The sequence below is a fragment of the Anaerobacillus sp. QJM3NY_17 genome (assembly GCF_056173665.1).
Genome location: NZ_CM149685.1, coordinates 2,846,646 through 2,864,857, shown reverse-complemented (window position 1 = coordinate 2,864,857; position 18,212 = coordinate 2,846,646). Strand labels below are relative to the sequence as shown.

General features: G+C 38.5%; 23 protein-coding genes. 17 read left to right on the top strand and 6 right to left on the bottom strand.

What is annotated here, in order from left to right:
* Positions 1 to 39: 39 nt before the first annotated feature.
* On the top strand, positions 40 to 1,767 hold the full coding sequence (locus tag AC0VYV_RS15080) for a peptidoglycan D,D-transpeptidase FtsI family protein (protein ID WP_475372715.1): 1,728 nt from the start codon (positions 40 to 42) through the stop codon (positions 1,765 to 1,767).
* Between the two features lie 80 nt (positions 1,768 to 1,847).
* Positions 1,848 to 2,528, top strand: coding sequence for a YrrS family protein (locus AC0VYV_RS15075; RefSeq protein ID WP_475373953.1), 681 nt, complete (start codon positions 1,848 to 1,850; stop codon positions 2,526 to 2,528).
* A 31-nt stretch (positions 2,529 to 2,559) separates the two neighbouring features.
* On the opposite strand, the gene AC0VYV_RS15070 is transcribed toward AC0VYV_RS15075, so the two are convergent.
* Positions 2,560 to 2,766: a YrzA family protein gene (locus tag AC0VYV_RS15070; RefSeq protein WP_194219452.1), complete on the bottom strand. Its 207-nt coding sequence runs from the start codon at positions 2,764 to 2,766 to the stop codon at positions 2,560 to 2,562.
* A gap of 160 nt (positions 2,767 to 2,926) precedes the next feature.
* Here AC0VYV_RS15070 and AC0VYV_RS15065 point away from each other — a divergent pair, with 160 nt between their 5' ends.
* The 6 genes from AC0VYV_RS15065 (at position 2,927) to AC0VYV_RS15040 (ending at position 7,171) form a co-directional block, all read left to right on the top strand.
* Positions 2,927 to 3,565, top strand: coding sequence for a class I SAM-dependent DNA methyltransferase (locus AC0VYV_RS15065; protein WP_430244356.1), 639 nt, complete (start codon positions 2,927 to 2,929; stop codon positions 3,563 to 3,565).
* A gap of 19 nt (positions 3,566 to 3,584) precedes the next feature.
* A complete protein-coding gene (gene mtnN / locus AC0VYV_RS15060; protein WP_226656728.1) occupies positions 3,585 to 4,289 on the top strand; it encodes a 5'-methylthioadenosine/S-adenosylhomocysteine nucleosidase in 705 nt (234 codons plus the stop codon).
* Positions 4,282 to 4,749: an S-ribosylhomocysteine lyase gene (locus AC0VYV_RS15055; protein ID WP_475372713.1), complete on the top strand. Its 468-nt coding sequence runs from the start codon at positions 4,282 to 4,284 to the stop codon at positions 4,747 to 4,749. The genes mtnN and AC0VYV_RS15055 overlap by 8 nt, the downstream gene beginning before the upstream one ends.
* Before the next feature lie 15 nt (positions 4,750 to 4,764).
* On the top strand, positions 4,765 to 5,688 hold the full coding sequence (locus AC0VYV_RS15050) for a PLP-dependent cysteine synthase family protein (RefSeq protein WP_430244124.1): 924 nt from the start codon (positions 4,765 to 4,767) through the stop codon (positions 5,686 to 5,688).
* Positions 5,689 to 5,691: 3 nt separating this feature from the next.
* Positions 5,692 to 6,825, top strand: a complete 1,134-nt coding sequence (locus tag AC0VYV_RS15045) for a bifunctional cystathionine gamma-lyase/homocysteine desulfhydrase (protein WP_194219457.1) — start codon at positions 5,692 to 5,694, stop codon at positions 6,823 to 6,825.
* 115 nt (positions 6,826 to 6,940) lie between these two features.
* Positions 6,941 to 7,171: a YrhC family protein gene (locus AC0VYV_RS15040; RefSeq protein WP_194219458.1), complete on the top strand. Its 231-nt coding sequence runs from the start codon at positions 6,941 to 6,943 to the stop codon at positions 7,169 to 7,171.
* A 71-nt stretch (positions 7,172 to 7,242) separates the two neighbouring features.
* Here AC0VYV_RS15040 and AC0VYV_RS15035 read toward each other — a convergent pair whose 3' ends face one another.
* Together AC0VYV_RS15035 and AC0VYV_RS15030 are read right to left on the bottom strand one after the other, a co-directional pair.
* Positions 7,243 to 7,932 (bottom strand): OmpA/MotB family protein, encoded by a 690-nt coding sequence (locus AC0VYV_RS15035; RefSeq protein WP_430244131.1) that lies wholly within the window; start codon positions 7,930 to 7,932, stop codon positions 7,243 to 7,245.
* Positions 7,929 to 9,470 (bottom strand): hypothetical protein, encoded by a 1,542-nt coding sequence (locus AC0VYV_RS15030; protein WP_475373952.1) that lies wholly within the window; start codon positions 9,468 to 9,470, stop codon positions 7,929 to 7,931. The genes AC0VYV_RS15035 and AC0VYV_RS15030 overlap by 4 nt, the downstream gene beginning before the upstream one ends.
* A gap of 503 nt (positions 9,471 to 9,973) precedes the next feature.
* Here AC0VYV_RS15030 and AC0VYV_RS15025 point away from each other — a divergent pair.
* From AC0VYV_RS15025 to AC0VYV_RS15000, 6 genes are all read left to right on the top strand, one after another.
* Positions 9,974 to 10,120 carry a hypothetical protein gene (locus tag AC0VYV_RS15025; RefSeq protein ID WP_194219461.1) on the top strand — a complete coding sequence of 49 codons (147 nt, stop codon included), beginning with the start codon at positions 9,974 to 9,976 and terminating at the stop codon, positions 10,118 to 10,120.
* A gap of 27 nt (positions 10,121 to 10,147) precedes the next feature.
* On the top strand, positions 10,148 to 10,282 hold the full coding sequence (locus AC0VYV_RS15020; RefSeq protein WP_276511805.1) for a hypothetical protein: 135 nt from the start codon (positions 10,148 to 10,150) through the stop codon (positions 10,280 to 10,282).
* Positions 10,283 to 10,403: 121 nt separating this feature from the next.
* A complete protein-coding gene (locus AC0VYV_RS15015; RefSeq protein WP_194219462.1) occupies positions 10,404 to 10,547 on the top strand; it encodes a YrzI family small protein in 144 nt (47 codons plus the stop codon).
* 196 nt (positions 10,548 to 10,743) lie between these two features.
* Positions 10,744 to 11,565 (top strand): ammonia-dependent NAD(+) synthetase, encoded by an 822-nt coding sequence (gene nadE, locus AC0VYV_RS15010; RefSeq protein WP_430244136.1) that lies wholly within the window; start codon positions 10,744 to 10,746, stop codon positions 11,563 to 11,565.
* Between the two features lie 92 nt (positions 11,566 to 11,657).
* Positions 11,658 to 12,089, top strand: coding sequence for a hypothetical protein (locus AC0VYV_RS15005; protein WP_430244139.1), 432 nt, complete (start codon positions 11,658 to 11,660; stop codon positions 12,087 to 12,089).
* Positions 12,090 to 12,196: 107 nt separating this feature from the next.
* On the top strand, positions 12,197 to 12,643 hold the full coding sequence (locus tag AC0VYV_RS15000; protein ID WP_475373951.1) for a hypothetical protein: 447 nt from the start codon (positions 12,197 to 12,199) through the stop codon (positions 12,641 to 12,643).
* Between the two features lie 42 nt (positions 12,644 to 12,685).
* Here the strand turns inward: AC0VYV_RS15000 and hmpA are convergent, their stop codons facing one another.
* The gene (hmpA, locus tag AC0VYV_RS14995; RefSeq protein WP_475373950.1) at positions 12,686 to 13,900 is read right to left on the bottom strand and encodes an NO-inducible flavohemoprotein; all 1,215 of its coding nucleotides are present in this window, start codon (positions 13,898 to 13,900) and stop codon (positions 12,686 to 12,688) included.
* A gap of 197 nt (positions 13,901 to 14,097) precedes the next feature.
* Here hmpA and AC0VYV_RS14990 point away from each other — a divergent pair, with 197 nt between their 5' ends.
* From AC0VYV_RS14990 to sigK, 3 genes are all read left to right on the top strand, one after another.
* On the top strand, positions 14,098 to 14,538 hold the full coding sequence (locus AC0VYV_RS14990; protein WP_430244145.1) for an Rrf2 family transcriptional regulator: 441 nt from the start codon (positions 14,098 to 14,100) through the stop codon (positions 14,536 to 14,538).
* A 53-nt stretch (positions 14,539 to 14,591) separates the two neighbouring features.
* Positions 14,592 to 14,750 carry a hypothetical protein gene (locus AC0VYV_RS14985; RefSeq protein ID WP_303531793.1) on the top strand — a complete coding sequence of 53 codons (159 nt, stop codon included), beginning with the start codon at positions 14,592 to 14,594 and terminating at the stop codon, positions 14,748 to 14,750.
* Positions 14,751 to 14,873: 123 nt separating this feature from the next.
* Positions 14,874 to 15,587: an RNA polymerase sporulation sigma factor SigK gene (sigK, locus tag AC0VYV_RS14980; RefSeq protein ID WP_404681504.1), complete on the top strand. Its 714-nt coding sequence runs from the start codon at positions 14,874 to 14,876 to the stop codon at positions 15,585 to 15,587.
* A gap of 494 nt (positions 15,588 to 16,081) precedes the next feature.
* On the opposite strand, the gene AC0VYV_RS14975 is transcribed toward sigK, so the two are convergent.
* Positions 16,082 to 16,825: a GDSL-type esterase/lipase family protein gene (locus AC0VYV_RS14975; protein ID WP_430244148.1), complete on the bottom strand. Its 744-nt coding sequence runs from the start codon at positions 16,823 to 16,825 to the stop codon at positions 16,082 to 16,084.
* 113 nt (positions 16,826 to 16,938) lie between these two features.
* The gene (yfkAB, locus tag AC0VYV_RS14970) at positions 16,939 to 18,057 is read right to left on the bottom strand and encodes a radical SAM/CxCxxxxC motif protein YfkAB (protein WP_475373949.1); all 1,119 of its coding nucleotides are present in this window, start codon (positions 18,055 to 18,057) and stop codon (positions 16,939 to 16,941) included.
* Positions 18,058 to 18,212: the final 155 nt, after the last annotated feature.

Here is an 18,212-nt window from a genome sequence, read left to right as displayed (position 1 = left end):
TAGGGGACATCGGTCGACACTCATATAGAGGTGAGTGGTATGAGTAGGAGAAGGGTGACCGGAGTTGGTTTTCTCTTTATATGCTTGATGTTCGTGCTAGTTGGCCGATTGATTCAGCTACAATTAGTTGAAACGGAATCTTATTCAAAGCATGAAGTGAATTTAATAGAAGCGAGCATCGATCAGCGTACCCAATCTTATGTACTAGATGAAGGAAGGGGAACGATGCTAGATCGAAATGGTATTCCGATGAGTGAGACCATTCCAGCTTTAGTTCTATTTCCGTTTTTGAAAGATCGGGACTGGCCGATTGAAGAGGTAGCAAAGATTATAAAGACGTCTCCTGATGAACTCGACCGCTCTTTTGATAAGCGAAAGCAACCATTTAATTATGAAAAAAGACTAACATCTGAACAGATGAGGCAAATAAACGAATTAAGTATTCCGGGAGTTTACGCTGTAAATAAACCATTGAACGAAAATCCGTTAGCTGCTCATGTTATTGGAAGTGTAAGACCAAATCCAGATCTAATCAAATCGAAATATCCTGAGAAATGGGCAGAAGGAACAATTAATGAACACACTAAATTAGGTATTTCAGGACTCCAGGCTGCTTTTGATCCCTTTTTAATATCTGAAGGAGATACCACACTCCTTTATCATGCTGATCGTCAGGGAAATCCTCTACTCGGACTTGATGTGAAGCTTTTTTCAACAACAGACTCTTTCTACCCCCTTCAAGTGAAGACAACGTTGGATATGGAGATCCAGAACAGTCTTGAGGAAGCGGTAGATGAAGCAGGTATTACAAATGGTGGAGCAGTTTTACTTGATATCGAATCGAACAATCTTATTGGAATGGTGAGTCGTCCTCTCTTTGAATCGGATGATCCACTTGGAAAAGGCGCAGTCAATCAAATGGTAAAAGGATATTTTCCAGGTTCGGTATTTAAAACGATTATTCTAGCAGCTGCCTATGAGAACGGGATAAAAGATACCCGCACATTCAACTGTGATCTGAATTTATATCGAGATGGACCTGGGAACCGGGACCTAGGAATCTTGAACCTAAAGAGTAGCTTTGCAGCTAGCTGCAATGCCGCTTTCACAGAACTTGCTGAAGAGCTCATCAAAATTGATCCGGATGTGATTGAAAATACTGCAACAAAACTAGGGATTGGCAAAACTGTTGGTTGGGAAGATATGCTCTATCATTACGAAGATTTTAAACAGTTTCCCGACGAGTCGGAACCGGTCTTTTTTAAAGATGATAAAGATAAAGTTGTGATTAAGGCGATTGACCAAACAGCGATTGGGCAATTAAATGTTAAGTTAAGTCCACTGGCTATCGCCAATATGATGGCGACAATTGGAAGAGAGGGAGAAGCAAAGCAGGTGAGGGCCGTTAGTGACATACTTTATAAAAATGGCACAACTTTCCTTAGTTTTAGTGAAAGAAACTTGAACGGAAAACTTTCGAATAAGGTAGTAAAGTCACTACAAAAATCGCTTCGAGAAGTAGTCGTAAGCGGAACCGGTCGTACATATTTAGCTGATTTACCAGTAAAAGTAGCTGGTAAGTCAGGTACTGCTGAACTTGGTGAAGATTTGTCATTTGATCATCAGTGGTTCGCTGGTTACTTTCCTTATGATTCTCCAAAGTATGCTTTGGTTGTTGTTGATTTCGAACGAAAGGAGAAAGAATATAAAACTTATGAAGCTTTTGCTTCAATCGTTAAGCTGTTGCAACAATATGAGAGACAATAACGTAACAAAAGTCAAGCCTTCTACGAATCATTTAGAGATGATAAAATAAGAGCAACAGCTAAATAGAGGAGTGGATGGGTTTGAGATCACGATATGGGGACCGACATTCAAAGAGAAAACAAAATATCGTATTAAATAGTTTAATTGGAATTGTTCTCGCAGTGATACTTGTACTTGTTGCCAACATTGTGTTTACAGGTAACGACTCTCAACAAACAGCAAGTGAAGAACAACCAACAGCACAAACAAGTTCAGATGAAAAATCGAATAAGAGCAGTGACGATTCCGTTACTTCTGATGAAGCCGACTCGAAGGATTCAGAGTCCAATGATTCAGATTCTGACAGTAATGCTGATCAAGATAGTTCAAAAGATGAAAGTACTGACGAAGAGAAAGAAAAAGAAGAGAACGATAAAGAGAAAGAAGATAAAGAAGACCAGGACAAAGAAGAAGCTGATCAAGAGCCAGGTGAACCAAATCTTGAAGGACCATGGGAGCCTGTGGGTACAGTGCAATCAGGTCCACATAAATCTAGTTATACCAAAGGTACTGATGACTGGAATGAAAAAATAAAAGCAGCAGAATCTGTTATGGGTCTATCAGAAGATCAAATGACTATCTGGAGAATAGGTGGTAATGGTGGGCCTCAAAAATCCTTTGCACGTGTAAGTAAAGCAGGATCGGGAAACCAAGTCTATTACATCGAACTTGAGTGGGTTGATGGAGAAGGTTGGAAGCCGGTTAGTGTAAAGCCCGAATAACAAAAAGCAGGAGCAAATGCTCCTGCTTTTTTTATTTTGCTTTAAAATGAACAACAGCAGAGTAATAAGGTCTGCCTGTTTTTTCATGTGTAAGAGCGTGATGCTGAACAGAATGAACTTGAAGCAGCAGTGCACGGTTGTTATCGATCTGAGTCTGAATTTTATTCTCGATTTCTTCAAGCGAAAATCCTTCGAAAAATTCTACTTTATCATCTATCCGTTCAAGGGAAAAACTCATTTAGTGCTCCTCCTTAAAATACTTTCACATAACAGTGTACACATTTTTGTTAAATCATACAAATTGATATTCAAAAAAGAATATGATAAGTTAGAACCATAATGCATATTATTCATACCTTAATACTATGAATTAAAAACAGGAAAGCGATGTGACAGCAATGGGAAGAGAGTTTATTGATTTATTTGAGCGCTGGGCTGACTCGTATGATACGACGGTGTCTGGTCAAGATGAAGAGTATCGTGATGTCTTTAAGGGATACGACGGCATTCTATCTGCAGTTGCTCAAGCTTCCTCAGGCCACGTGTTAGAATTTGGCGTCGGAACAGGAAACTTAACTTCTATTCTACTTAAGAAAGGCTTGTCGGTAACAGGTATAGAGCCATCAAAAGCGATGAGAGATAAGGCGAGTGAAAGGTTACCTCATGTCACGCTTCATGATGGTGATTTCATGGATTTTCCAACTCCGACTAACCCTGTACAAACAATCGTGAGTACCTATGCATTTCACCATCTCACTGACGAAGAAAAAAGTATCGCCATTCACAAATATAGCCAACTACTGGCTCAAAATGATAAAATTGTATTTGCGGATACAGCATTTAAGAATGACAAAGCTAGAGTAGAGATGCATGAGAAAGTGAAAGCAAAGGGATATTACAATTTGCTACAAGATTTACAGTCGGAATATTATACGACGATTTCAGTGTTGGAGACATTATTTCGACAGCATGGATTCGACGTTACTTTTACTCAGCTAAACGATTTTGTTTGGTTGATGGAAGCCGTCAAAAATTGAACAAGTAAAGGAGTTCGTCATGAAGATCGGTATTATTGGAGCAATGGAAGAAGAAGTTAGAATTTTACGTGACCGTCTCGATCACAGAGAAGAACAGGTGATTGCAGGATCTGAGTTCACTACAGGAAGCATAGATGGCCAGGAGGTAGTTCTCTTAAAATCAGGCATTGGTAAAGTGAATGCGGCCATCGGAACAACATTAATGAATCAACTATTTAAACCAGACTACATTCTCAATACAGGCTCTGCGGGTGGATTTAATCCTGAATTAAAAGTAGGCGACATCGTGATTTCTTCAGAAGTTCGTTACCATGATGTAGATGCAACCATTTTTGGTTACGAATACGGCCAGGTTCCTCAAATGCCGGCTCTTTATGAACCGAACAGCATGCTTGTTGAAGCTGCTGAGCGAAGTGCTGAGAAAGTAACGGAACATCAGGTAGTAAAAGGAATGATCGCGACTGGCGATTCCTTTATGAATGATGCGGAGAGAGTTGACTATGTTAGGTCAAAACTTGCGAACCTAGACGCTGCAGAAATGGAAGCAGGAGCGATTGCACAAGTTTGTTATCAGTTCGGTACACCTTTTGTGATTATCCGCTCACTTTCTGATATTGCAGGGAAAGAATCAAATATTTCTTTCGATCAATTTCTTGAGACAGCTTCAATTAATTCAGCAAACTTAATTTTAAATCTAGTGGAGGAGTTGAGTAAGAATGGCTAAAAAAATGAATGTAGAAAGTTTTAATCTTGATCATACAAAGGTAGCAGCACCATATGTTCGTCTAGTAGGCGTAACAAAAGGACCAAATGGTGATGAAATTTATAAGTATGATATTCGTTTCAAACAACCAAACAAAGAGCACATGGAAATGGCTGGTCTACACTCGATCGAACACTTGATGGCAGAAAATATTCGTAACCATATGGAGAACGTCGTTGATATTGGTCCGATGGGATGCCAGACTGGGTTTTATCTTGCTGTTCTAAATCATTCAAACTACGACGAGATTCTAGAAGTACTCGAGAAAACATTGCAGGATGTTCTAAATGCAGAAGAAGTACCAGCGTGCAACGAAGTACAATGCGGCTGGGCTGCTAACCATAGTTTAGAAGGGGCAAAAGAAATCGCAGACGAAATGCTGACACATCGTGATGAGTGGCACATTATCTTCGCCCAATAGAAAGGATTTCACGCTATGGAAATCTTTCATAATATTCATGAGCTCGTAGGCCGAACTCCGGTCATCGAGCTCCATCATTTTGATCTACCAGTAGGCGTTCGCCTTTTTGCAAAGTTAGAGTTTTATAATCCTGGGGGAAGTATTAAAGATCGTCTTGGTCAGGAACTACTCCAGGAAGCGATTGATCATAATCGAATAGCCCCGGGCGGAACATTTATTGAGCCTACAGCTGGAAATACAGGCATTGGTCTTGCTCTTGCGGCGGTTAATCGAGGGTACACCGTGATGTTTGTGGTTCCAGAAAAATTCAGTATGGAAAAACAGGATTTAATGAGGGCGCTTGGTGCGAAAATTGTCAATACCCCTACTGAGCTTGGAATGAAAGGGGCAATAGCTCGAGCTGAAGAGCTAATTGAGGAAATCCCTAATTCATACATGCCTCGTCAGTTTGGTAATCCTGCTAACCCACTAACCTACTACAAAACACTTGGTCCAGAGTTGTGGAAGCAGCTTGACGGTGAGCTTGATGTTTTTGTAGCTGGGGCTGGAACTGGTGGAACATTTATGGGTACAGCTCGCTATTTGAAGGAGCAGAAGGCGAATGTGAAAACCGTTATTGTAGAACCCGAGGGATCCATTTTAAATGGTGGAGAATCTGGTCCTCATAAAACAGAGGGGATTGGTATGGAGTTTCTACCTGATTATATGGACGAAGCCTACTTTGATAGTATTCATACCGTAACAGATGAAGTAGCCTTCAAACGTGTAAAAGAGCTCGCTGAAAAAGAGGGCCTTTTAGTTGGAAGTTCCTCTGGAGCAGCGCTCGAGGCGGCTCTTATCGAAGCACAGCACGCTCGTCCCGGAACAAATATCGCTACGATTTTTCCAGATAGTAGTGAACGATACTTAAGTAAGAAGATTTATCAAGGAGGCATTTAACCAATGAAGCCAAAAACAAAACTTATTCATGGTGGGATTACCGGTGATCCACAAACTGGAGCTGTATCGGTACCGATCTATCAAGTAAGTACTTACAAACAAGAAGCCGTAGGAAAGTTCAACGGCTATGAATATTCCAGAACAGGGAATCCAACACGTCATGCACTAGAAGAGCTGATTAAAGACCTTGAAAATGGCGTCGCAGGATTTGCATTTGGATCCGGAATGGCAGCCATTTCCTCTGTTATGATGATGTTTAATTCTGGAGATCATGTTGTTATGACAGATGACGTTTACGGTGGAACTTACCGTGTAATGACAAAGGTTTTAAACCGTCTTGGTATTGAATCAACTTTTGTCGATACGACTGATTTAGCTGTTGTTAAAGCTGCGATTCAGGATAATACGAAAGCGATTTACGTTGAAACACCAACGAATCCGTTGTTGAAGGTGACCGATATTAATGCCATCTCCAAATTGGCAAAAGACCACAATCTTCTAACTATCGTTGATAATACGTTTAATACGCCTTATTGGCAAAATCCAATTGACCATGGTGCTGATATCGTTCTTCACTCAGCAACAAAGTATTTAGGCGGGCATAGTGATGTCGTTGCTGGACTTGTTGTTGTTAATTCAAAAGAGCTGGCGGAAGAAGTGCATTTTGTTCAAAATTCGGCAGGTGCCATTCTTGGACCGCAGGATTCATGGCTGCTTATTAGAGGATTGAAAACACTTGGGGTTCGTATGGAAGAGCATGAGAAAAACACAGCGAAAATTGTCCAATTCCTTAGTAATCACCCATCAGTCGAGAAAATATATTATCCTGGGCTAAGTACACATCCAGGTAATGATATCGCTGTTAATCAGTCTCGTGGCTTTGGTGGTATGATCTCTTTTGATATCGGAAGTGCTGATAAAGCAGATGAGCTGTTAAGCAAAGTGAAATATTTTACTCTTGCTGAAAGTTTAGGAGCGGTGGAAAGTTTAATTTCAGTTCCTGCTCGCATGACTCACGCTTCTATTCCGAAAGATCGACGAGATGAGCTCGGCATCACAGAGGGTCTTGTACGTATTTCTGTTGGACTTGAGGATGCAGATGATTTAATTGAAGACCTTTCAAACGCATTAGGATAATAGTAGAACCCTTATCTGATATATTTGGATAAGGGCTCTTTAATGATTGGAAAGAGTTACATCTCTAGTAGACCCGTTTCTTATGGTAGAATAAGAGACGGGAGAGGTGAGCGCTATGAAGCAACTTCAAGACAAAATGAAAGATTATAAACGTTTTGCGTTTGTATTGCTTAGTCTTAGTGTTTTCTTATATATTGGTTCTTTTCTTCCAGTTGAAGGGAAGACGGATGGTGCAGCCCTTATTTTAACGGGTGGTGGGTTTGTACTCGTTGGGATTGCGATTTTCTTCTATTCTCGCGCTATCGCTATTCAAAAAAAAATAAACGAGCAAGATATAAACTATTAAACGATATATGATGAATGATCCATATGTTTTAATGAAAGCCGCTTCCTTTTTGGGAGCGGCTTTTGTATTTCCTAATAAGTCATGATTTCTTTAAGGCGTCCCTGCCATTTCTCGTCATCAAGAATAATTTGAAAAGAGATTCTTCTGTTTTTCTCGTACGCATCACTTGTATTTTCTTCAACCACTGGTTTATATTCTGAATATCCCGTTGCCGCTAAATATTTTGCATATTCTGGAGTATCTAGTTTAGGGTTTGCTTTCATCAATTCCTTTACAACTGCGACAGAGCGATCAGCTGAAAGTTTCCAGTTATCATAGGGAACCTTATCAGTATGTCCTTCGATTAAGATGATATAGAGGTACTGACTAATATCTTCTTCATCGATTAAATTAGCAAAAACATCCGCCAGGTCGTTTAAAACTTTTTTCCCCTGAGGGCTAATTTCGGCGCTTCCTGTATCAAATAAAATATCTCCTTCGACTGAAATCGTATTATTTGGTCCGCGAACGATCTTATCTTTGCCAACGTTTTCTTCAAGCTGTTCCTCAATTAAATCACTAATATGCTTTTTGACATCTGCTACTTTGGCAAGCTCTTGTTTCATAACCGTTTGGTCATATGCATCATAGATCATTTGAACGAACGCGATGATCGCGATAAAGAGCATGACAAGAACGATCATCGCCATCATATCAGCAAAACTAGGCCAATAATGTTCTTCATCACTCTGTATTTGAAATCGCCTTTTTCGATTTTTCATCGATTGTCACCAATCATCCTTGATTGGACATGCTGCTGTGCCATAGATTGACGACGCATTTGCTCCTCGTACAAGCGTAGCTGTAGTTGATGTGATTCTGAGAGCTGGTGTTGAATATCTTTTAGCTCTCGAGCTAGACCTTGGTAAAGAGAATCAAGACTGTTTGATATAGCTCTCATTTCATGTTGAAGAGGTTGATCACGCTGGTCCCGTTCCATTCGATGAATAATTGGCTCCAGTGCTTCACGCTTAATTTTATCGAGAGAGCTATACCAGGCTTTTTCAAGCTGTAAAACTGATTCAGCGAATTCTTGAGAAGCTCTTCCATATTGATTTTGCTTATCTTGATAGCGGTAATACCATTCATCCTGCATTTGGTGAACGCGCCTCTCAAGCTCCTCCTGCGAGCCTTGGAACCGCTGCATTTGTTCATCTAAGCCTCTTAAGTAATGTTGCCCTGTTTCTTCTGCTTTCTTTTGAGTTTCCTTGATTAATTGATCCGATCGTTGAACAAGCTGCTCGAATTTACGCTGACCAGATTCATGGTGTTTAGATAAAGATTGAAGTTGACTTTCGAGTGTTTTTAATCGATTCCCAAGATCGATAATTCCGTTCGTTGCTTTTTCTTGAACACCGTCAAGCTGGGTAAATGAGTCTTTAAGTTTTATGCCGAATGATTCCAACGTCTCGGTGCTAATTGAGAATTGTTCGGTATATTCACGTTGAGCTGTTAATGTAGCTTGAACGTCTTTCATCGCCTGTTCAAGACCAGCTGTAAAGTGGACCATATTGGTCGAAAAATCTCCAAGTGTTTCATGAAAACTATCTTGAATCCTACCTGCAAGGCGATCTAAAATTCGTTCCATTTCATCGTGAGGTTTTTCCTGAGTTAAGCTTGCATTTAGATTATGATCAAGAAGGGACTCACAATCCGAAATAATTTTCTCCAAATAATAAGCAGTTGTTCGCCCATTTGTTAATACACCATTTTGGATAAGTGTTAAAAATAGAGCATTACCAATCCCGGCTATGCTTGTGATGAATGCAACGCTCATTCCTTGAAAAGGACTTGAGATCGCTTCAATCACGGAGGCAAGATTAAGGTTTGCATCTTCTGGTTTCTGTGAAAGAAACATGAGCGTTTCTTGCATCGATGATATGGCGAGTGTAAGTCCGATAAAAGTTCCTAGTATTCCTATGATAATGGAGGTAGGGGGTAGCTGCTGCATGAATCGCATCATTCCACCTGCTGGAACACGAGCAAAGCCAAATAGAGGAACGGATTCTTTATAGAAATGCTTCTCAATAAGAGCTTGTGTATTGACTTGAGATACGCCCGCTAAGTGGTATGACTTGTATTCTTTCATAACATTTTGAATCCATGGTGCAGTCTGAGTCGTTGAATCATTTTGTATCTCAGCATTCTCAATATCTCGGAGCCATTTTTTCATTTGTAAACTAATCTGAATCGTTGCTGTTACCCCGAACACAGCAAGAAATCCAATGATAAAGAGGACGATTGTTGTCACGTTCAGCATATGTTCACCTCCACTTTGTATATATGTATGTCCTCTTTAGCAGAACTTTCTTGGTTTCTTATAATATAAGGGGATTTAGGACAATGTTGAAGATTGTCGAAAATATTCATATAAATAAAATATTTAGGAAATTTAGTAAAAAAGGTTTACTTAAATGGTGGATATGGATATACTTACCTTTGTAAACAAATATGAAAAAAGGAGGTCGAACAGAATGATGAAGATGATGAAAGCAGATGCAACGACTGTAACTGAATATGCACAATCTGTTCGACCAGTGCCTCGATAAGAGGAATCCTTTTTAATATGGATTGAAAAGCCGCAGGTCGATGCCTGTGGCTTTTCTATGCTTTTTTTGCCGCAGGCTAATATCCTGCGGCTTTTTGTGTCCAAAAATGGAGAGGAGGAATGAAAATGGAGAATGGAAAAGTGTTGAACGTAAAACAACTAAAAAGGAAAAAATGGGTCCCCAGAAGTAATTGAATAGAAAGGAGGTCGTTAACATGTTGCCATTCCATTTAATGATCATAACAAAAGTGAAGGGTGCTTTTCATCGTAGTTTATCTACAGAACTACATCAGCGCTCCATTCATCAACGCATGTCAGAAGCCGAAATGAAAAGAAACCGAGCTTCGATGTGGTTATCCTAATTTAAAAGACAGTAAGGAGAAATGATCATGTTAACGATACATTTAGTTTTTGTCACAATTCGTCTTCGCGTTCATGAACGAACTTTAGCTGAGGAACAACATTATTTGCGAGTGAAAAGACAAATGAATGTAAGAAGTGAAAAACCAATCTGGATGCATTAATACCAAAACGGAAAGGAAGAGAATGATGATTATCGATCAGAAGAAATTAGCCATTCAAAAATGGATCGCAGTAGAGAAAGGGTTAACCTGAAGTAATCTAACTGGAAAGGAGTGGAGTGGAATGACTTTACATTTATTGTTTGTTACAATCACTTTTTCGATCAAACGTAATCGGCATACGCTTGATCAGGAATTAGACCATAAGAGAAGGCAAGAACTGATTGATTCAAATCAATACAAACAAAGTTTCTATATCCATCAATAAGCCATAAGGCAGGGGCTACCTGCCTTATGACTATTTTCTTGAATGCAATGCTCTTTTGTATGAAAAGGTAAGATGCGAGTCAAAATAGTAGTGTACATATAGCTGAATCTGTTTTTAAAAGTAGGCAAAGGGGTATTGATTAGTAGAGAAAATTATATAAAGATAAGAGATGTGGTATTTAAAAGGAGTGACAATTATGAGAGAAATGCAAAAAGAAATTATTGAAGAGCTTGGTGTACAACCTTCAATTGATGTAAAAGAAGAAGTCAAAAAGCGCGTTGGATTTTTAAAAGATTATCTCAAGAAAAGTGGAACAACTGGATTTGTTCTTGGAATATCAGGTGGACAGGATTCTTCACTTGCAGGGCGTCTTGCACAAATTGCAGTTGAGGAACTTCGTGAAGAGGGAACTGATGCAAGTTTTATTGCTGTGCGACTACCATACGGAGAGCAAAGTGATGAAGATGACGCTCAGGCCGCACTCAAGTTCATTAAGCCTGATCAAACGGTTACGATTAATATAAAACCTGCCGTTGATGCTTCAGTCTCAACATATCTTGAAGCCACAGGAAATAGCCTTACTGATTTTACAAAAGGCAATAACAAAGCTAGAGAGCGAATGATTGCTCAGTATAACATTGCAGGCGATGAGAAGAAGCTTGTTATTGGAACAGATCACGCAGCGGAAGCTGTGACGGGCTTCTATACGAAGCATGGCGATGGGGCATGTGATATCACCCCTCTTTTTGGTTTGAATAAACGTCAAGGTAGAGCGATTCTTGAAGAAATCGGTATGCCAGACCATCTTGTGGAGAAAGTGCCGACAGCTGATTTAGAAGATGATCGCCCAGCACTTCCTGATGAAGAAGCGCTAGGAGTAAGTTATAAGCATATCGATGATTACCTTGAAGGAAAAGAAGTTCCTGAAGAGGCTTCTAAGACAATTGAGAATCATTTCATTAAAACAAAGCATAAGCGAAACATGGCCGCAACAATATTCGATAGCTGGTGGAAGTAAGATGAGAAAGAGACCTGAATAAGGTCTCTTTTTTTTGCGTATGAATAAATAAAACAGGAGATGGCGCTATCAAGGTGAAAGGGTTTGGGGACATGAGCGATAATATAAATTATCTTCAAGACATTAGTCACAAGCTTCTCAGAGATTCAGGTTTAGATGTGCAAATTCAATTAAAAGACTATTTTCCCGAGCGAAGACTAATAGGAGGAAAATATTCATTAGAAACGAATCAAGTCACAATTTACGTAGAAGAGGTACGAACGCAGTGTGTTAAGTTAATTGGATCAGAGGAACAATTTCTTGATTTTTTCACTGTGATTTTGGCTCATGAACTTGGTCATGCCGCAGACTCTAACCTTCCTATATTAGCTAGTAAGAGGGCACATACTGAGTGTTTAGAAATGAAGAAGCAAGTATCCGTCCTAATTGAAAATAATGCCTGGAACTATGCTTACAATCTTGTTCCACAATTCAAGGACATTCTAGCGCTTCTAAAAGAACACTCTATGAAGCTTTATAAGTAAAACTTTATAATATGTAATTTTCTGAAAACATATACAGATGATAAACACCTTGTTAAAATAAGTGAAAAACGTGCTTCACATCCATTTAACGTAAAGGTGTGACGTTTATGAAGGTAATCAAAACGTATTATCCGAAAGTGAAAGTAATCGAACTTTTTATGATGCTTGTGTATAGTATTGTCGTTTGCTTTGGCACCCTATTGTTGTGGTTAAAAGAAGATTTAACATTTGAACGCTGGCGAAGTTTCATGCTAATTGGGCTCATTTATGTCTTGTTTTGTACCTTTCTTAGTTTCTGCATTCGAACACAGCGAATCGAACTAACAGAATATAGGATCGAACACAAGTTACAAGGATTTAGCTGTCGAAGTGTAGCTTTTTCGTACGTTAAAGAAGTTATGTTTGGAAAAATAAACGGTTCCCCAGTTATTGCTATTATTAACGAAAATAATCAAAAGCCTATCTTTGTCCCTTATATTCCATTTGAAAAGGACTGGGCTGAAATTAGTTCTTTCATAAAGGAACGAAATCACACGGTTATTATAACAATTTAAAGAAGCGCCTATTTGGCGCTTCTTTAATGTTTAGAAGTTCGGTTATGGCATTGATGGTTCTAGAGCGACGGCTGGACCGAAAAACTCGAAATGCATTTTATCTTCATCGACTCCGAGCTTTGTTAATGCTTCTTTAACAGCCTTCATAAATGGAAGTGGTCCACAGAAATAATAATGCGTATTGCGTTCTAATGGAAGAATTTCTTTTAACCATTCGCTCGTTACAAATCCTTCTTTTTGATAACTGTTTTTCATAGAATCCTCTTTCGTAGGGGATTCGTAACATACGAAATAGTCCATAGATGGATGATTGAGAGTCTTAAGTTCCTCGTCAAAAGCATGGACATTTCCATTAAGTGCTGCATGAACAAATGTCGTTTTTCTATTTTGATCTGCGCTGGTCTTCAGCATACTTAGCATAGGTGTTATACCTACCCCACCACTTAAGAGAACGATTGGAGATTGATCTTCCTTCAAATAAAAGTCACCTGCAGGAGCGGTTAAGCTTAACTCATCATTTTCTTTAACATTGTCGTGTAAATAGTTGGAAACGATTCCGTCTGGTTTTGAAGGATTTTCTTCTTTTTTCACAGATATACGATAGTAAGGTTTACCAGGAACGTCAGATAAACTGTATTGACGAATATGAGTGAATTGATCTCCTGGAATATGAACTTTGACACTAATATATTGACCAGGTTTAAATGAAGCAATTGGCTCCCCGTCAGCTGGTTTTAGATAGAATGAGGTAATTACATCACTTTCTTTCTGTTTCCTGTCGACTACAAAAGTGCGTTCAAGGTCCCAACCACCCTGTTGTTTTGCTGCATCTTCATACATCTCTTCTTCCACCTCGATGAAAACGCTAGCTATGACGCCATAGGCCTCTTCCCATGCAAGTAAAATTTCTTCTGTTGCATCTTCTTTAAGAACTTCTTTAATAGCCTTAAGCAAATATTCTCCTACAATTGGGTAATGTTCTGGTTTCACACCAAGGCTACGGTGTTTATGAGCAACTTGTTTAACAACAGGAAGAATAGTTTCTAATTGATCAATATGTTTGGCAGCTGCATAAACTGCATTTGCAAGAGCTTGTTGTTGTCTTCCTTGTTTTTGATTAGCGTGGTTAAAAATATTTAATAGTTCAGGATGGTTCTCAAATAGCATTTCATAAAAACGCTTTGTAATTTCAGTACCGTGAACTTCGAGGACAGGTACTGTTGATTTAATTGTAGTAATGGTTTTAGGTGATAACATAGATAAAACCTCCAATATTTTAAAGATGCATTTTTAATACATCTTTATGGTATCGAATTGTTATTTGAAAAGCAATATAAAATATACATCTTTAAAGAAACGTTCACATCTTATAGAAAGCATTGTAGAACACTATGTTTTAGGAGGTATGATAAAATAGACCCATGAACAATGGAGCGAAAAGAGGTTGAAGGAACATGCGTTTAACTAATTACACGGATTACTCGTTAAGAATGCTGATTTATCTTGGTAGTATGAAAGAGGATAAGTTAGCTAGCATACAAGAAATCGCTAGTGCCTATCAAATTTCAAAAAATCATCTCATGAAAGTAGCACATGAGCTTGGGAAAAATGGATATATCGAAACGATTAGAGGGCGAAATGGAGGATTGCGACTCGCTCATCTCCCAGAAGATATTAATGTAGGAAAAGTTGTAAGAAGCACTGAAGAAGACTTCAATTTAGTGGAGTGCTTTGATAAGGAAAATAATAGTTGTGTGATTAGTCCTGCTTGTCGATTAAAACATGTCCTACATGATGCCTTATCAGCTTATTTTGAAGTTTTGGATGGTTATCAGCTGTCTGATTTAATTATAAACGATGAGATGCTCGTTAAACTATTCAACACTAATCTATAGCGTAGCAATCTAATTATTTATGAATATACTGTCATTAGAGGAGAGTGGCAGGTATGGAATGGTTAGAGCTGACAGGTCTTGGCGGAATCGTTGCTATCCTAACAGTTATACGTTTGAAGTATGGACGTTACTCCACCCATCATCGGTATTTAAGGGAAGAAGTTATGTCTGAGAAGTGGGCAAGAGAAAAGAAGAGAGATCATAACGGTTGATAAGACGTTCCAGTCAGGGGCGTCTTATTTTTTTAATTAGAATTCCATAAGGACAGACACGTAGGGGTAGGCATTCACATAAACATAAGGTATAGTAAAAGCCCATCTTTGGGAGGTGAGTATGTGTCATTACTGGCAGCACTTGCTTACGTATGTAAGGAAGTTCTTTTCTTTGTCTCGTTTGTGAAGAACAATGCTTTTCCTCAGCCTCTCTCAAGAAAGGACGAAAGAAAGTATTTAGAACTGATGGCAAAAGGTGATGAAGATGCACGAAATCGTCTGATCGAGCATAACCTCCGTCTTGTCGCTCATATTGTGAAGAAGTTTGAAAATACAGGTGAAGACCCTGAAGATCTCATTTCGATAGGGACAATCGGATTAATTAAAGCAATTGAAAGCTACTCTACTGACAAGGGTACTAAGCTAGCAACCTATGCTGCAAGATGCATTGAGAACGAAATTCTGATGCATCTCCGCGCTTTGAAGAAAACGAAAAAAGACGTATCTCTTCATGACCCCATAGGTCAGGATAAGGAAGGGAACGAAATTTCTCTGATCGATGTCTTAAAAGCAGAAACGGAAGATATTGTTGAATTAATTCAGTTAAACATGGAGAAAAAGAAGATATATGAGTACATTCATATTTTAGATGACAGAGAAAAGGAAGTTATTGTTGGGCGATTTGGTCTGAATCTTGAGAAGGAATTAACACAGCGAGAAATAGCCCGACAGCTTGGGATCTCACGAAGTTACGTATCTAGAATTGAAAAGCGAGCACTAATGAAACTGTTTCATGAATTCTATCGTAATCGAAAAGAAAAAGAGAGTGGAGCCTAAACCTGCCAAAGTGCAGGTTTTTTTATGTTTGTTTCATCAATTGGTCATAACGCTAACAGGAAAAATAACTTCTCTCTTCTCGTGAGAATTATTGGCAGTTTGTTCGTAATACGATCGGAACAAACAATCTGAATGAGGGGGTGTATGAAGTATCAAAAATAAAAAGGGTATCTAACTCATCATCAGTCGGTCGAAATAGTCTATTTATCAAAAGAAAATCAGCTTTCTGAATGAGTTGTAACATTTTATGTTGTAAATGTAGAAGAAACAATTGGATTTTGTCATTTAAGAAAGATAGTTTGAATGTTTAAAACTGAACAACTCTTTGTTGACTAACCATGTCAATTTGCCAGGAGCAAGGACTCATTAATGAATTAAAAGCTAAAAAGAGCAAAAAAAAGGACTCCGGAGGTTTTCCTCCGAAGCATTTTAAGGTTGGTCTCTTATAGTTTAACACACAAAAGCAAAAAAGCAATAACGCATTGAAGAGTTTATTATTTCTCCTCTGCGTTAGTGTTATATGTTGAGAGAACTTTTCGTGTCCATATTTTATATCCTTCTCCATTAAGATGAAGCCCATCAAATGTGAAATCTTTATTTAACTGACCAAACTCTACTAGCTCTGGATAAATATCAATAAATTGATAATCATACAGATTCGAAAGATCTTCTAGGCGTTTATTTAAATCCTTAATGATTGAATTATTTAGTGGGTGACCAGTTAATGCTGTGTTCACCGGAAATAAACTTTGCACATAAACTTTTGTGTTAGGTGATTGCGTTTTGAGCGTATCTAGAATTTGCTTATAATTGGTTTCAATTTTGTTTACTGACTGCCCAGCAATCATATCATTAATACCAATTAACAAATAAATCCGATCTGGCTTTGCTTTTACGACTTCTTCAATCCTGTTTAGAACTCCTGTAGTCGTATCCCCAGCAATACCGCGATTTAATACTTCATGGTCACTAAGAGCTTCCCCCCACTCATAATAATCAGTCAAACTATCACCGAGGAAAATGGTTTCGCTTTCCTCATGTTTATAAGAGTCATAAATGCTCTTTTTAGTCTGATAATATTTAGTATAATACGTAATGTTTTTCTTCTTTGATTCTGAATCATTTTCGGGCATTTCATTTGCATTGGTTCTTAGAAAATCTGTTTGGTTCTCAGCCAATGCAAGCAAAATAACAAGAGATCCCGCAACTAGAATCAGAATCCATGTCTTTTTCTTCACAACTATCACACTCCTATAGATTACGATAGGTATTATACCCTATCTGAGTTAATGCGAAAGCTGAAAATGGTATTAAATTTAAAAATGAGTAAAAAAACCCCCAAAATTGGAGGTTATAGCGAGATGTTTGTCTTTTTTTGTAAGAAATCAACATCCTGATAGTAAGCATCCTTTACAAGAAGGTTGGGTCCTAGACACTTTACTGCAGGGCAATGACAACTTATGCTTTGAGCCATTTTACTTTCTTGCCATTTTTCGTAAGCATCATTCAGATTAGTATCTTTAATATTTCCAAGTGGTGGCGTATCTCCAAAATCAGTTACGATAATATCGCCATCGAAAATATTCATATTTAATCTAGAACGTCCATCTGGGTCATTTCTAACAGTGACATTAGGTTCTGAATATAATCTTTCGAGAAGTCTAAGGTCTTCTTGATTGGAACTGCATGGGTAAAATGGAAGGGTACCGAATAAGAGCCAAACATCTGGATCTCGATTATCTAATAAACGGTGAATTCCTTCTCGAATTTCATCCAAAGAGGCAATATCAAGACCTGAAGCGAAGTCTGACGGATACATCGGATGAACTTCATGACGCTGGCACCCCATGTCTGCTATTTGTTGATGAATGCTCACGATATTTGGAAGAGTTCTACGATTAATCATTGTCTCCGCTGATACGATGACACCTTTAGATGTTAAATCTTTTGCATTCTCAACCATACGATGGAAATAAGCTTCCCGCTGTTTGAGAGATGGCTTCCTTTCCATAACAGCGAATCCAATGTCAGTGAAATCGTCTATGCTTCCATAATTATGTGAAATATGTAAAACATCAAGATAGGGTATGATCAAATCATATCGCTTACGATCAAGCGTTAAATTTGAATTGATTTGTGTTCTCGCTCCGCGTTCATGAGCGTATTTAAGAAGTGGAGCTACATATTGCTTAACCGATTTCATGGAAAGCATTGGTTCACCACCCGTAATACTTAACGCCCTAAGTTTTTCTACTTCATCAAGACTACGAGTAATAAGGTCTAGAGGAAGTGGATCAGGATCCTTTGGTTGCAATGTATAACCAACTGCACAATGTTCACATCTCATATTACATAAAGTAGTCGTTGTTAGTTCTATGTTGGAAAGAATCATAATTCCATATTCTTCAACATCCATATAAGCTTCCCATGGGTCATAGCTAGGCGTTATTGTTTTCATTGGTGTTATCATTTAAATCGACCCCTTAGTGTTAGTTCAAGGCTTACACCCTTCTATAATTGTAGAACATAAAATGAAGGATGAACAGATGTAGTAATGAATTTAGAAAACTCCGCCAATGTCCATACATTTTTGATCAACCTATCATAGACTGTAATATCTACCAA